This window comes from Rathayibacter sp. AY1C5, assembly GCF_002931705.1.
Taxonomy (GTDB): Bacteria; Actinomycetota; Actinomycetes; order Actinomycetales; family Microbacteriaceae; genus Rathayibacter.
Genome location: NZ_PSWD01000001.1, coordinates 424,044 through 438,263, shown reverse-complemented (window position 1 = coordinate 438,263; position 14,220 = coordinate 424,044). Strand labels below are relative to the sequence as shown.

Here is a 14,220-nt window from a genome sequence, read left to right as displayed (position 1 = left end):
GCCGCGGTCAGGTCGTGTAGGCCGAGGGGTCGAACCGGCCGAGCTCCTCGCGGAAGGCGAAGGCGAAGTCGGGCCAGAGCAGGGTGAGTCGCCGGTTGTCGTCCAGGTACCAGCTCTCGCAGCCGCCGTTGGTCCAGACGGTGTCGGCGCTGAGGGCGTCGAGGCGGGCGACGGAGGCGGCCTCGGCCTCGGCGGTGACCTCGAGCCGGTCGGCGCCGGAGACCGCGAGGTGGTCGAGCGCGGCGAGCACGTAGGCGATCTGCGTCTCGATCATGTGCACCGCGGAGTTGTGGCCGAGGCTCGCGTTGGGGCCGTTGACGACGAAGAGGCTCGGGAAGCCGTGGACCGCGGTCGACTCGTACGCGACCATGCCGTCGGCCCAGCGGTCGGCGAGGAGGACGCCGCCGCGGCCGCGGATGCGCCGGGCGAAGGGCGGCCGCGTGGAGTGGAAGCCGGTCGCGAAGACGAGCACGTCGACCCCGTGCGGGACGCCGTCGTCGCCGAGCGCGGCCCCCTCCTCGAGGCGCCGGAGCGGACCGGGGACGACGCGGACGTGCGGCTGCGCGAGAGCGGGGTAGTAGTCGTCCGAGAGGAGCACGCGCTTGCAGCCGATCTCGTAGTCCGGAGTCAGCACGGTGCGGAGTGCGGGATCGATGATCTGCGACTCGAGGTGGCCGAGCGCCTCCGCCCGCAGCCGGTCGATGGCCTCGGGCACGGCGACGCGGCCGGCGAAGCCGAGCTCGGCGCGCCAGAACAGCTCCTCGCGGAGCCTCGCCAGGGCCCCGGGCGCGCGGGAGAGGGTTCGGCGCTCCTCCGGCGGGTACGGGCGGTTCCGGCGGGGGACGACGTACGGGGCTGAGCGCTGGAAGAGCACCACCTCGGCGGCGCGCTCGGCGAGGTGCGGCACGATCTGCACGGCGGAGGCTCCCGAGCCGACGATGCCGACGCGCTTCCCGTCGAGGTCGACGTCGTCCCTCCAGCGGGCGGAGTGGAAGGCGGGACCCGCGAACGAATCCAGGCCCGGGACGGCCGGGAGGCGGGGCTCGGAGAGGCGCCCCGCGCAGACGAGGAGGACCGCGGCGGAGTAGTCGCCCCGGGAGGTGCGCACCCGCCAGCGGTGCGCCTCCTCGTCGAAGACCGCCTCGAGCACCTCGGTCCCCAGCCGGAGTCGGGGCGCCAGGCCCTCCTTCTCGACGACGCGCTCGAGGTAGGACTGGATCTCGGCCCCGGGGGCGTAGAACGCCGACCAGTCGGCCTCGGGGGCGAAGGAGTAGGAGTAGAGGTGCGAGGGGATGTCGCAGGAGACTCCGGGGTAGACGTTGTCCCGCCAGGTCCCGCCGATCCGCTCGGCGCGCTCCAGCACGACGAACGAGGTCCCGCCGCGGCGCTCCAGGCGGACCGCGGCTCCGAGCCCGGCGAAACCGGCGCCGATCACGACGACGTCGACGTCCATCAGACCGTCGTCCTCGCCAGGACGCTGCCCGCCGGGTCGCGGTGCGGATCGGCGAGGAAGTGCTCGAGGACGGCGAGGAGCTCGGCGGGCCGCTCGGCGAGCACCGCGTGACCGGCGTCGAGGACGGCGTAGCGGGCGTCGTCGATCGCGCCGAGCAGGGCCTCGGCGCCCTCGACTCCGGCGACAGCGTCGGCGGAGCAGCCGACCACGAGGGTCGGAACCCGGCAGTCCGAGGCGGCCGCAGCGACGTCGGCCCGGGCGGAGGCGGCGAGCATCCTGGCGACGTCGGCGCCCCACGGGGAGGAGGCGGTGGCCGAGCGGACGGCGAGGAGCCGAGCGGCCTCCTCCTGCGCGTCGGGCGGGAGCATCGGCCAGAGGCGCGCCGCGCGGAGGAGGCGCTCCGTCGGCCGCAGCCATCCGGCCACGAGGGCGAGGGCGCGCACCCGCCGATCGCCCGCGGCGAGGGCCACGGCGGCTCCGAGCGAGTGGCCGATCAGGACGGCCTCGTCGGCGCCGAGCGCGTCCAGGGAGGCGCGGACCGCGGCGGGTCCGTCGAGCCAGGGGTCGCCGAGATCGGCGAGCTCGAGCGCGGCGACGCGGTGGCGCCGCGCCAGCATCGGCAGCAGCAGCCCGGTGTCGCTCCGCGCGCCCCGGCCGACGCCGGTCAGCATCAGGACCGCGCGCGGGCTCCCGGCGCCCGCGGTCAGCAGCCGCACGGTGGCGCTGTCCGACTCGATCCGCTCCTCCCGGACCAGCTCGGCCTGGCGCCGCAGGTACTCGGAGCGGGTCATGACGCCCGGCGGGTCCCGCGGACCGGGAGGCGCATCCGCTGAGGACCCGCCGCTGCGACGGGCTCCGCCCGCAGCGCCCTCTCCGGCGCGACCACGCCGTACGTCGTGGTGCGCTGGCGCCAGCCGCGGCCGATCTCGCCGCTCAGCCGGGCGACGGTCGCGATGTCGAGCGAGCGGTAGGCCTCCGCTCCGGCCTCGGGCCGCAGGGCCCCGTCGAGCAGCAGGCCGCCGAGGTCGTCCGCCCCGCCGCGGAGGAGGACCTGCGCCGCGTACAGTCCGAGCTTGGTCCAGGCGGTCTGCACGTGGGCGATCCGGCCGTGGAGGACGAGCCGTGCGACGGCGTGCACGGCGCGGGTCTCGCGGAGGGTCGGCCCGCCCCGGCTCGCGCGCACCACGGCCGGAGGCGCCTCCGCCGGGACGAAGGGCATCGCGATGAACTCGGTGAAGCCGCCCGTCTCGTCCTGGATCGCCGCGAGCGTGCGCAGGTGCGCGAGCTGCTGCTCGGGGGTCTCGACGTGTCCGTAGACCATGGTCGAGGTGGAGCGGAGGCCGCTGCGGTGCGCGGCCGTGATCGCCTCCCGCCACTCGGCCACGGTCGGGTCCGTCCCCTCGCTCAGGACGGCGCGGACGTCGTCGTCGAGGATGCGGGCGGCGGTCCCCGGGACGGAGTCCACGCCGGCCTCGCGCAGAGCGTCGAGCATCGCGGGCAGGGTTCGGCCCGTACGCCGGGCGACCTCGAGGATCTCGCCGGGCCGGTAGGCGTGCAGGTGCAGCGAGGGCTGCCGCTGCTTCAGCGTGCGGACGATCAGCAGCAGATCGTCGCCCGGGTGCTCCGGTCCGATCGCGCCCTGGAGGCAGAGCTCGGTGGCGCCGAGCGCGACCGCCTCGTCGGCGAGCTCCTCCAGCCGCTCGACGGTCAGCCCGCCGTCTCCCCAGAGGGAGGTGTCGATGTTGCGGTTGACGACGACCGAGACCTCGTCGCCGGCGGCGTCGTGCCGCAGGTCGTCCGCCAGAGCGGAGAGGGCGTCGAGGTCGTCGCCGTCGGCTGCGAGCAGGGCGAGGTAGTCGGCGTCCTCGAGACCGGCGGGGTCCGTCTCCGCCCGGGCGAGCACGGCGCCGAGGGCGGGCGCGACTGGTCGGGGCAGGGCGTCGAGCGAGTCGCGGTAGGGCCGGGGGAGGACCGCTGCCGCCTCGTCGGCGAGCCAGGTCCCGCGGTCGGCGAGCGCCTCGACGTAGGGAGCGACGCGCGGATCGATCCAGGTGGCCGAGTCGCGGAGGTACTGCGGGTGGGCGGTCAGCCGCTCGTGCAGCCGGTAGCCGGCCGTCGCGGTGAGCCGCGCGAGGTCGTCGATGTTCGGCCAGGGGCGCTCCGGATTCACGTGATCCGCCGTGAGCGGGCTGACACCGCCCCAGTCGTCGACCCCGGCGCGCAGCAGCAGCCCGAGCTCCTGCTCGTCGGTGAGGTTCGGCGGCGCCTGGATCGTCGCCTCGGCGCCCAGCACGAGGCGCGCGACCGCGACGTTGGCCACGTACTCCTGCAGCTCGAGGTCGACCTCGTTCTGCATGGCCGTCCGCGGCTTCGCGCGGAAGTTCTGGACGATGCACTCCTGCACGTGGCCCCACCGCTCGTGGGACTCGCGGATCGCGAAGAGGGCGTCCGCCCGCTCCGCCGCGTTCTCGCCGATGCCCAGCAGCACGCCGGTGGTGAAGGGGATGCGGCTGCGGCCCGCGTCCTCGAGCACCCGCAGGCGCAGCGCCGGGTCCTTGTCCGGGGAGCCGTAGTGCACACCGCCCTTCTCCGACCAGAGGCGCTCGGCGGTCGTCTCGAGCATCATGCCCATCGAGGGCGCGACCGGGCGGAGCCGCTGCAGCTCGGCCCACGACATCACGCCGGGGTTCAGGTGCGCGACCATGCCCGTCTCGCTCATCACCAGGACGGCCATCGCGCGCACGTACTCGAGCGTCGAGGCGTAGCCGTGCTCGGCGAGCCAGGCGCGGGCGATCGGCCACCGGTCCTCCGGGCGGTCGCCGAGCGTGAACAGGGCCTCCTTGCAGCCGAGCGCGGCACCGGCGCGGGCGACCTCGAGGATCTCCTCCGGCTCCATGAAGGTCGACTCGCGCTTGGCCGCGAGCCCGCCCGGTGTCTCCACGAAGACGCAGTAGTGGCACCGGTCGCGGCAGAGCTTGGTCAGCGGGACGAAGACCTTCCGCGAGTAGGTGACGACGCCGGGCCGTCCGCGGCGGGCGAGTCCGTCGTCGCGCAGGCGGCCGGCGGCCTCCAGCACCAGGTCGAGGTCGTCGCCGCGCGCGCCGAGGAGCTCCTCGGCGGTCTCGCGCGTCAGCGCCTCGCCGCGGTCGAGCCGGGCGAGCAGGGTGGCCGTGGTCATGCGGGAGCGGCCCTTCCGAAGGGGGTCGTGGCGGAGGCGGGAGGTCAGAGCGCGCGCAGCCGCGGCGCGAGGTCGCGCTCGAAGGCGTCGAAGAAGCGCTGCTGGTCGTCGCCCGGGGCGTGGAAGACCAGGTGGGTGAAGCCCGCGTCGACGTAGGGCTTGATCTGCGCGACCGTCTCCTCGGGGTCGGAGCCGACGATCCAGCGCTTCGCGACCTGCTCGATCGGCAGCTCGTCGGCGGCGCGCTCCATGTCGACCGGATCGGTCAGCGAGTGCTTCTGCTCCGGCGACAGCGAGAGCGGCGCCCAGAAGCGCGTGTTCTCGAGCGCGAGCGCCGGATCGGGATCGTAGGAGAGCTTGATCTCGATCATGCGGTCGATGGTCGAGGAGTCGCGATCGGCCGCCGCGGCGCCCTCCTCGACGGCGGGGAGCAGCTTCTCGGTGTAGAGCTCCATGCCCTTGCCCGACGTGCAGATGAAGCCGTCGCCCGCCCGGCCGGCGTACTTGGCGACGACGGGGCCGCCCGCCGCGATGTAGACCGGCACGCCGCTCTCGGGCTTGTCGTAGATCGACGCCTCGTGCGTGGAGTAGTACTCGCCGTCGAAGGTGACGCGGTCGCCCGCCCAGAGCGCGCGCATCAGCCGCACGGCCTCGCGCAGGCGGGCGAAGCGCTCCTTGAAGTCCGGCCAGGTCTGCTCGCCCGCGCCCTGGTAGCCGGTGGCGACCTCGTTCAGCGCCTCGCCGGTGCCGACGCCGAGCATGATCCGCTCGGGGTAGAGCACGCCGAGCGTGCCGAACGCCTGGGCGATGACGGCGGGATTGTAGCGGTAGTGCGGGGTCATCACGGAGGTGCCGAGGGTGATGCTGGAGGTGCGCTCACCGGCCGCGGCGAGCCAGGCGAGGGAGAACGGCGCGTGCCCGCCCGTGTGCCGCCACGGCTGGAAGTGGTCCGAGACGACCGCGGTCTCGAAGCCGTGCCGCTCGGCGCCGACCGCGAGCTCGACGAGCTCCCGGGCGCCGAACTGCTCCGCCGATGCCTTGTACCCGAGCGTGATCGTCATCTGCAGCCTTCGTGAGAGGTGGGACGGCCCCCGGAGCGGGAGCGGCCCCTCCATTCTGCGCCTGCCGCGGCGCCCGGCGGGACGGGTGGACGCACCCGGGGGAGGCGTGCCCCGATCCCGCGCTGGGGAGGAGCGTCAGGCCGGCGGAGCGGCGATGTTCACCATCCAGCCGACGCCGTAGCGGTCGACCAGCATCCCGAAGCGGTCGCCCCAGGGCGAGGCGACCAGCGGCTCGACGACCGTGCCGCCCTCGGCCAGGCCGTCCCAGTAGCCGCTCAGCTCGGCGTCGTCGTCGCCGAAGAGCGCGATCGTGATGCGGGCGCCGCTCTCGGCCGGGCTCGAGGAGGGGGAGTCGGAGCCCATCAGGATCATCCCGCTCGGCGTGACGAGCTGGGCGTGCATGATCCGGTCCTGGTCGGCCGGATCCGCGCTCATCCCGAAGTCGCCGAAACGGCTGGAGCTGAGCTCGCCGCCGAGGACGTCCCGGTAGAACTCCATCGCCTCCTGCGCGGAGCCGTCGAAGCCGATGTAGGGGCTCAGTGAAGTGGGCACGGCACCCCTTTCCGTCGAGGTGCGCCCAGTATCTCCGCGTCCCGACGCGAGCACCAGGGGCGTCCTGCAGAAGGTCCGTCCCCGGCCCTCAGAGCTCGTCGCGGGTGGGCGGGTTCGCGCCGGAGCGGGAGGTCGTGATGCCGGCGACGTGCGCGGCGTGGCGGCCGATCGCGTGCAGGGCGGGGCCGTCGAGGAGCATCCCGTTCGCGGCGCCGAGGCCCTGGCGGAACGCCTCGTCGAGGATCGCGCCCATCGCGGAGTCGCCGGCGCCGATCGTGTCCGCCACCACGATCCGGGCGGCGGGCACGGTCACCCGCGTGACGGCCGAGGCCAGCAGCAGTCCCTCCGCGCCGCGGGTGACGACCGCGAGCTGCGACCCGAGGGAGAGCAGCCTGCTGAGGATCTCGTCGAGCTGCATCGTCGGGTAGAGCCACTCCGCGTCCTCGTCGCTGAGCTTAACGACCTCGCACGCGGCGGCGATCCGCTCGAAGCGCGCGAGCGCCTCGGCGTGCGCGCCGACCAGAGCCGGACGGATGTTCGCGTCGACGCTCGCCGTCACTCCGGCGGGCAGAGCCTCGAGGAGCCCGAGCACGGCGGATCCGCCCGGCTCGAGGAAGATCGCGATGGAGCCGGTGTGGACGTGGGAGGCGCCCTCCGGGTCCGCCGCCGGCGGGTTCCAGGAGAGGTCGAAGACGTAGCGGGCCGACCCGTCCGCGGCGAGGACCGCCCGAGCGGTGCTGGTGCGCTCCGAGTCGCCGTGCCGGACCTCCACGCCGGAGGCCTCGAGGTGGGCGCTGATGCGGCGGCCGCGCTCGTCGTCGGCGATGTCGGTGACGAGGGTCGCGGGCCGCCCGAGTCGGGCGAGCGTGAGGGCGACGTTGGCCGGGGAGCCGCCGACGTGCTCCGTGGCGCTGCCGTCGCGCTCGACGATGTCGATCAGCGCCTCGCCGATGACCAGGGTGCGGGAAGCCGGGCTGACGCGCTCGTCGGTGGAGGACATGCCGACATCATGCCGGGTGACGGGGTCGCCCCGCGACGCGCGGGGCCGACCGGCGCGAGCGGCTCGCGTCCCGCCCGCGGTCTCAGACCCGGTCGCGCAGGTCCGCCAGCACCGCGTCCACGGTCGTGATCTCGATCAGCGGCGCGTACAGGGACATGGCGTCGAGCGCGCGCTGGTGGTCAGCCTCGGAGGCGCCCGCGCAGGCGTCCGCGGCGACCCTGACCCGCACTCCGGCGTCCGCGGCTGCCAGCGCCGTCGAGAGCACGCAGCAGTCGGTCGAGACGCCGGTGAGCACGAGCTCGCGGGAGTCGTCGAGCTCGGCCTCGAGCTCGGGCCCCCACTTGCCGAAGGTCGTGGCGGTGATCGTGCGGTGGCCCTCGAACCCGGCCACGAGCTCGTAGAGCCGGTCGCTCTCGGGGACGAGCGCGAACGGCCACTCGCGGTAGTAGGGGATCCACGCGCCGGCGGGCCGATCCGGGGCGACGAAGCGGGTGGTCACGACCCGCTCGCCGAACGCCGGGAGGAGCCGGCGGGTCCCCTCGGCCGCGCGCTCGAATCCGCCGGATCCCCACGGCGACTCGGCGTCGGCGAAGACGTGCTGCAGGTCGATCGCGACGAGCAGGCTCACGCCGAGGCCTCCTGGCGGCGGACGGCCCCGCGCGAGAGGGCGAGCGTTCCCGCGAAGCCGATCACGAGCGCCACGAGGACGCCGAGGTTGGCGCCGGCCCAGTCGCCGTCGCGGCCGCCGAGCGAGCCGAGGAGGTAGCCCTCCCACTCGAACCCGGGGGAGTAGTTGACCACCAGGCCCCAGCCGACGATCGCGCCGATCAGCACGAGGGCCACGGGGACCGCCGAGACGCTGCCGTAGCGGCCGCGGGAGTCGTACAGAGCCTCCTGGTCGTAGTCGCGCCGACGGAGGAGGAGGTCCGCGAGGAAGACGCCGAGCCAGGCCGCGATCGGCACGCCGAGGGTGATCAGGAAGCCCTGGAACGGGCCGAGGAAGTCGCCCGCGACGAACACGACGTAGACCGCTCCGAGGACCATCAGCACGCCGTCGATCCCGGCGGCCACCGGCCGCGAGACCTTGAGCCCCGTGCTGAGCAGCGCCAGGCCCGAGGAGTAGATGTCCATCACGGCCCCGCCGATCAGGCCGAGCAGCGCGACGACGATGAAGGGGAGCAGGAACCAGGTCGGCAGGATCCCGGCGAGCGCTCCGATCGGGTCCGCGGCGATCGCGTCCGAGAGCTCCTGCGAGGAGCCGGCCAGCAGCAGGCCGACGACCACCAGCACGACGGGCGCGACCGCTCCGCCGATCGTCGTCCACGCGATCACTCCGCTCGTGCGGGCACCGCGGGGGAGGTAGCGGGAGTAGTCGGCCGCGGCGTTCACCCAGCCCAGCCCGAAGCCGGTCATCATGAACACGAGCCCGCCGATGACCGCGGCGGCCGAGCCCGCGGGCAGGGCGCCGACGGCGGCGAGGTCGATCCGGTCGAGGACGAGCACGACGTAGACCACGGTCAGCACGGCGGTCGCGACGGTGATCGCGAGCTGGAGCCGCATGATCAGGCGGAAACCCGCGATCCCGGCGATCACGATGAGCGCGGCGACCACGATCAGCGCGACCACCTTGGTGAGCACGCCCCCGTCCCAGCCGAACTCCTCGAACACCGTCGCCGTCGCGAGCACCGCGAGTGAGGCCAGCACCGTCTCCCAGCCCACCGTGAGCAGCCAGGAGATCACCGAGACGAGGCGGTTGCCGTCGACCCCGAAGGCCGCCCGGCTGAGCACCATCGTGGGGGCGGAGCCGCGCTTGCCGGCGACGGCGACCAGACCGCAGAAGAGGAACGAGACGACGATCCCGATCACGCTGACGAGCGTCGCCTGCCCGAAGGAGAGGCCGAAGCCGAGGAGGAAGGAGCCGTAGCTCAGCCCGAGCACGGACACGTTCGCGGCGAACCACGGCCAGAACAGGTCGCGAGGGCGGCCGTGCCGCTCCGACTCCTGGATCGTGTCGAGGCCGTTGAGCTCGATGCCGCTTGCGGGGCGGGTGCTCGGACGATCGGGGGAGGTCATCGCGTCCTCGTTCTCACGGGTGCCGGCCCTGCGCCGGAGCTGTGACGAACCTACAGCGCCCCGCGCTCGAACAGCAGCCGGAGCGATTCGAGGTCGTCCGCGACCCGCGCGCAGTCCTCGTCCCAGTCGTCGAGGCTCATCCCGGGGCGCCGCCGCACGGTGAAGGCCACCTCGGCGCCGTCCCCGTTCACGAGCACCCGGAGCGGATTGTCCACCACCGTCCCGTCGGGGAGCGTGACCTCGTGGTCCGCGACGCCGAACGGGTTCTGCGGGGCGAAGCGCACCTCGACCCGGCCCATCGGCGAGTCGGCGAACCAGCGTCCGTCGACCTCTTCGAGCGCGGCGGAGGCGAGGCCCGCGGCCCACCGCGGGAGGTTCGCCGGGTCGGAGACGAAGGCGTACACCTCCGCGGCCGGAGCCTCGATCACGACGCCCACGGGGCGCGATTCGTACAGGGTCATCCGCTCGTCCTTCCTCTGCAGCCGGTCAGTGCTCGTCGCCGAAGCTGGCGACCAGCAGCGCGGCCAGCGCCGTCCGCTCCAGCATGCCCTCGATGCCGATCGCCTCGCTGCGCGCGTGCGCACCCTCACCCGGGGCGCCGAGCCCGTCGAGGACCGGCAGGCCCAGCGCGGCGACGAGGTTGCCGTCGCTCGCCCCGCCGACCGCGATCTCGCGGAGGGGGACGTCGATCCGCTTCGCGACCCGCTCGGCCCTGCGGTAGAGCGCGGCGACGGAGGCGGTCCGCTCGAAGACGGGCCGCTCCCAGGAGCCGCGCACCTCCAGCCGGATGCGCGGGTCGGCGGCGGCGAGCGCGTCGAGCTCGGCCTCGACGCGGGCGGCCTCGGCGGATCCGCGGATCCGCGCCTCCAGCTCCAGGCGCACGCGGGCCGTCGTCACGTTGACCCTCGAGCCGCCGGAGACCACTCCGATGTTGACCGAGGTGCCCTCCTCCTCCCGCGCGATCGCCAGCACCCGCGGGATCAGCGAGCCGAGCTCGTGGATCGCGCTCGCCCCCTTCTCCGGCTCGACCCCGGCGTGCGCCTCGACCCCGACCACGTCGATCACGAAGCGCCCGATGCCCTTGCGCGCCGTCTTGACCGCGTCGCCGATCGCGCCCTCGAACACCAGGACCGCGTCGGCGCCCGCGCACTGCCGCTCCAGGAACGGGCGGGAGGCGGCGCTGCCGATCTCCTCGTCCCCGCTCATCACCAGGCGGACGGCCGGATGCGGGACGCCGGCGTGGCGGAGCGCGGCCACCAGCCACACCATCTGCACCAGCCCGGCCTTCATGTCGTAGCTGCCCGGTCCGCTCAGGCGGTCGCCGTCGACGGCGAAGGGCCAGGAGCGGGTCGTGCCCAGGGGCCACACCGTGTCGTAGTGGCCGAGCAGCGCCACGAACGGACGCGTGCCCCGGTGCGGTCTCGCGCCGCCGCTCGCCGGGACGGTCCAGCTGGTCGCGGTCGGCGCGTCCTGCGCACGCCGGTGCTGCACGTCGGCGTCGTGCCCGAGCCGCTCTCCCACCCAGTGCACCAGGAAGGCGTGCAGCTCGCCGAGCGCCTCGAGGGAGTCGCTGGGGCTCTCGATCATCACGAGGTGCCGGACGTCGTCGAGCATCCGCGAGCGGTTGTCGCGGAGGAAGGAGCGCACGCGGGCGGCGTCGTCGGCATCGGGGAAGGTCATCGACTCCGGAGTACCAGAGTGCGGCCGCTCGCGCGAACCGGCTGAACCGTTCGGGCCCCCGTTACGTTGGTGCAGGAAGAGGTGGAGATGTCCGAGGATCAGGCCCAGATGCTGCGTGCGCTGCACGACGAGCACGCCAGCGCGCTCTGGCGGTTCGTGCTGCGCCTGACCGGCGACCGCCAGATGGCGGAGGACGTCGTGCAGGAGGCGCTGCTGCGCGCCTGGAAGCACCCCGAGATCCTCGCCCAGGGCGAGGCCGCCGCCCGCTCCTGGCTCTACACCGTTGCCCGGAACCTCGTCATCGACGACCGCCGCAGCGCCCGCTACGCCCGGGAGCTGGGCACGGACGAGGTCCCCGAGCGCCCGACCGCCGACCGCACCGACCAGGTGCTCGACGCCTGGCTGCTCTCGGACGCGCTCAGCGGACTGAGCCACGACCACCGCGCCGTCATCGTGCACGCCTACTACGGCGGCCGCACGGTCACCGAGATCGCCGCGCTGCTGGGGATCGCCCCGGGCACCGTCAAGTCTCGGATGCACTACGGGATGCGGGCCCTCAAGCTCGCACTGCAGGAGCGGGGGGTGACGGAGCTGTGAACCGCGACCCCTCCTCCGACGACCGGCACGACGACCCCTTCCGCGACTGGGACGCCGCGTACCTCCTCGGATCCCTGACCGCCGCCGACCGCCGCGAGTACGAGCTGCACCTGCGCGCCTGCCCCGGCTGCCGCGAGTCCCTCGCCGAGTTCGTCCCGCTGCCGGGCCTGCTGGCCCACCTGCCCCAGGACGAGGCGATGCGCCTGGTCGAGGAGCCGGAGGCGGCCGGCGATCCGGCTCCGGCGGCACTGCTGACCCGCCTCGCCGCGGCCACCGACTCCGTCCGCCGCCGGACGCGGCTGCGCATCGCGGGCCTGGTGCTCGCCGCCGCGGGCGTCTCGGCCGCCGCCGCCGTCGCCCTGCCGCTCGCGATCGGCCCGTCCCTCGCCCCCGTCGAGACCGTCGGCTCGACCGTCTCGCTCGCCGCGGCTCCGGGCGTCCCCGTCGAGGCCTCCGTGCGGTTCGTGCCGCAGCAGTGGGGCACGCGGATCGACATGGACTGCAGCTGGGCCGACACGGCCGAGCAGTACGCGGGCTCGGCCGGCTACGTCCTCTACGTCACGGACACCTCGGGCGGCACCGAGGCCGTCGGATCGTGGACGAGCGCGCCGGGGACGACGATGGAGCCCAGCCTCGCCACCGGGCTCCCGCTGTCCGAGATCGCCTCGGTCGAGGTGCGGCTGCAGGGATCGGACACCGTCGTGCTCACCGGCCGCCCCTGAGCGGGCCGCCGGATTCCCAGGTGCGCGCTCGGCGGACTGAGTAGCTTCTCAGTCATGACGATCGCGACCCTCGCCCTCGCCCCCGCCTCCGTGGCGACCGCCTCCTCCTCCGACAGCATCGACGAGCTCTCCGGACTCGTCGGCGTCGCCGCGCGGGTGATCGCCGCGCTCGGAGAGGCGGGCGTCGGCCTGCTGACGCTGATCGAGACGGTGTTCCCGCCGATCCCGAGCGAGCTCGTGCTGCCGCTGGCCGGCTTCCTCGCCCAGCAGGGCCGGATGAACCTGGTGCTGGTCGTGATCACGGCGACCCTCGGCGCCTACCTCGGCGGCCTGATCCTCTACGCGCTCGGCCACCGCATCGGCACGGAGCGCTCGATCCGCCTGCTCTCCAAGCTCCCGCTGGTCGACCGCGAGGACTTCGAGAAGGCGGTCGGCTGGTTCCGCCGGCACGGCACCTGGGCGGTCCTCTTCGGTCGCCTCATCCCGGGCGTGCGCAGCCTCATCTCGCTCCCCGCGGGGGCCGAGCGGATGAACCTGCTGCTGTTCTCGGGACTGACGATCCTCGGCTCCGGCGTCTGGAACGGCCTGCTGATCGGCCTCGGCGCGGCCCTCGGCACGCAGTACGAGCTCGTCGACCAGTACGCGGGCGTGCTCGACGCGATCATCTACAGCGCGTTCGGCGTGCTGCTGCTCGCGCTCGTTGTGCGCCGCGTGCGGCGGCACCGTGCCGCGGCGCGCACCGGATCGCGGCACTGACCTGCGTCCTCGGGCGGGCGGGCGCAAGGCCCCGCGCCACCCCGCCCCGGTGCCCTAACGTTCGAGGGGTCCGCACTCCCCGACGCGAAGGAACGCCATGTCCGAGACCGCCGCGCCCACGATGTCCCGCACCTCCGTCGAGCGCTGGTGGATCATCGCCGTCTCGCTGATCGCGATCGTGCTCGGCGTCATCGCCGTCCTGATCCCCGGTCCGACGCTGCTGACCGTCGCCATCGTCTTCGGCATCCACCTGATCGCCGCGGGCGTCTTCCGCCTGCTGCTGGCCTTCACCGCCTCGCGGCTCGATGCCCGGGTGCGCTGGCTCGCGGGCCTGCTCGGCGCCCTGATCCTGGTCGCGGGCATCCTGTGCCTGTCGAACCCGTTCGAGTCGCTGAGCGTCCTGGGCCTCGTGATCGGCGCGGGCTGGATCCTCGACGGCGTCTCGAGCATCACCAGCGGCCGCACCGTCGCCGGCCCCGCGTGGCTGCCGATCGCGGCAGGGATCGCCTCGGTCATCGCGGGCGTCCTGACGATCATCATGCCCGTGCTGGCGCTGGCCTCCTTCGTCACGGTCGCGGCCATCCTGCTGATCGTCGTGGGCGTCTCGGGCCTGCTCCTGCTCCCGGGCCGCACGAAGCGCCCCGAGAGCGCCGAGGCGTAGACCGCGCGGATGGCCGATCCCGATCTCGTCCCCGAGCTGCTCGTCGCCGACCTCGACCGGAGCCTGGGATTCTGGTGCGGTCCCTGCGGGTTCCGGATCCACTACGCCCGGCCCGAGGAGGGCTTCGCGTACCTGGTCCTCGGCTCCGCGCACGTGATGCTCGAAGAGGCGGGGCGGGGCCGCAACTGGATCGCGGCACCGCTGGAGCGCCCGCTCGGCCGGGGGATGAACCTGCAGCTGCACGTCGACGACGCCGACCGGACGGCAGCGGCGCTCGCCGAGGCCGGGACGCCGCTGTTCTCGCCGCTCGAGACCCGCTGGTACCGGGTCGGAGCGGAGGAGGCGGGCGTCCGTCAGCTGGTGGTGGCCGATCCGGACGGGTACCTGCTGCGGTTCCAGTCGTCGCTCGGACGCCGACCGGCTCGAGCGGACGTCCCCGTCGCTCCCTGACGGGCCGACCGCGCCACCATCCGCTCGGCTCGGGACG

At 74.0% G+C, this 14,220-nt stretch carries 15 protein-coding genes; 5 read left to right on the top strand and 10 right to left on the bottom strand.

From position 1 onward, the window contains the following. Positions 1–7: 7 nt before the first annotated feature. The 10 genes from C5C57_RS01990 to C5C57_RS01945 all read right to left on the bottom strand — a co-directional run bounded on the left by C5C57_RS01990 (position 8) and on the right by C5C57_RS01945 (position 10,997). Complete coding sequence (locus tag C5C57_RS01990; RefSeq protein WP_104246721.1) at positions 8–1,453, bottom strand: NAD(P)/FAD-dependent oxidoreductase; 1,446 nt, start codon at positions 1,451–1,453, stop codon at positions 8–10. After that, positions 1,453–2,244, bottom strand: a complete 792-nt coding sequence (locus C5C57_RS01985; protein WP_104246720.1) for an alpha/beta fold hydrolase — start codon at positions 2,242–2,244, stop codon at positions 1,453–1,455. Before C5C57_RS01985 ends, C5C57_RS01990 begins: the two co-directional genes overlap by 1 nt. After that, positions 2,241–4,631, bottom strand: coding sequence for a 7,8-didemethyl-8-hydroxy-5-deazariboflavin synthase CofG (cofG, locus tag C5C57_RS01980; RefSeq protein WP_104246719.1), 2,391 nt, complete (start codon positions 4,629–4,631; stop codon positions 2,241–2,243). The genes C5C57_RS01985 and cofG overlap by 4 nt, the downstream gene beginning before the upstream one ends. 44 nt (positions 4,632–4,675) lie before the next feature. Beyond that, positions 4,676–5,692 (bottom strand): glucose-6-phosphate dehydrogenase (coenzyme-F420), encoded by a 1,017-nt coding sequence (gene fgd / locus C5C57_RS01975; RefSeq protein ID WP_181027097.1) that lies wholly within the window; start codon positions 5,690–5,692, stop codon positions 4,676–4,678. A gap of 135 nt (positions 5,693–5,827) precedes the next feature. Further along, positions 5,828–6,244: a VOC family protein gene (locus C5C57_RS01970; protein ID WP_104246718.1), complete on the bottom strand. Its 417-nt coding sequence runs from the start codon at positions 6,242–6,244 to the stop codon at positions 5,828–5,830. Positions 6,245–6,332: 88 nt separating this feature from the next. Further along, the gene (locus C5C57_RS01965) at positions 6,333–7,244 is read right to left on the bottom strand and encodes a carbohydrate kinase (protein WP_104246717.1); all 912 of its coding nucleotides are present in this window, start codon (positions 7,242–7,244) and stop codon (positions 6,333–6,335) included. An 82-nt stretch (positions 7,245–7,326) separates the two neighbouring features. Continuing rightward, positions 7,327–7,872 carry a cysteine hydrolase family protein gene (locus tag C5C57_RS01960; RefSeq protein WP_104246716.1) on the bottom strand — a complete coding sequence of 182 codons (546 nt, stop codon included), beginning with the start codon at positions 7,870–7,872 and terminating at the stop codon, positions 7,327–7,329. Beyond that, the gene (locus tag C5C57_RS01955; protein ID WP_104246715.1) at positions 7,869–9,317 is read right to left on the bottom strand and encodes a cytosine permease; all 1,449 of its coding nucleotides are present in this window, start codon (positions 9,315–9,317) and stop codon (positions 7,869–7,871) included. The genes C5C57_RS01960 and C5C57_RS01955 overlap by 4 nt, the downstream gene beginning before the upstream one ends. Positions 9,318–9,367: 50 nt before the next feature. Next, positions 9,368–9,778: an SRPBCC family protein gene (locus C5C57_RS01950; protein ID WP_104246714.1), complete on the bottom strand. Its 411-nt coding sequence runs from the start codon at positions 9,776–9,778 to the stop codon at positions 9,368–9,370. 25 nt (positions 9,779–9,803) lie between these two features. Further along, on the bottom strand, positions 9,804–10,997 hold the full coding sequence (locus C5C57_RS01945) for a M20/M25/M40 family metallo-hydrolase (RefSeq protein ID WP_104225069.1): 1,194 nt from the start codon (positions 10,995–10,997) through the stop codon (positions 9,804–9,806). Positions 10,998–11,084: 87 nt separating this feature from the next. Between C5C57_RS01945 and C5C57_RS01940 the strand changes: the two genes are divergently transcribed. The 5 genes from C5C57_RS01940 (at position 11,085) to C5C57_RS01920 (ending at position 14,183) form a co-directional block, all read left to right on the top strand. Next, complete coding sequence (locus C5C57_RS01940) at positions 11,085–11,594, top strand: sigma-70 family RNA polymerase sigma factor (protein ID WP_104225070.1); 510 nt, start codon at positions 11,085–11,087, stop codon at positions 11,592–11,594. Next, entirely contained in the window at positions 11,591–12,316 is a 726-nt protein-coding gene (locus C5C57_RS01935) for an anti-sigma factor (protein WP_104232863.1), read from the top strand. Before C5C57_RS01940 ends, C5C57_RS01935 begins: the two co-directional genes overlap by 4 nt. A gap of 54 nt (positions 12,317–12,370) precedes the next feature. After that, positions 12,371–13,072, top strand: coding sequence for a DedA family protein (locus tag C5C57_RS01930; RefSeq protein WP_104225072.1), 702 nt, complete (start codon positions 12,371–12,373; stop codon positions 13,070–13,072). A 97-nt stretch (positions 13,073–13,169) separates the two neighbouring features. Next, the gene (locus C5C57_RS01925; RefSeq protein ID WP_104225073.1) at positions 13,170–13,733 is read left to right on the top strand and encodes an HdeD family acid-resistance protein; all 564 of its coding nucleotides are present in this window, start codon (positions 13,170–13,172) and stop codon (positions 13,731–13,733) included. 9 nt (positions 13,734–13,742) lie between these two features. Continuing rightward, positions 13,743–14,183 carry a VOC family protein gene (locus tag C5C57_RS01920; protein ID WP_104225074.1) on the top strand — a complete coding sequence of 147 codons (441 nt, stop codon included), beginning with the start codon at positions 13,743–13,745 and terminating at the stop codon, positions 14,181–14,183. Positions 14,184–14,220 lie beyond the last annotated feature (37 nt).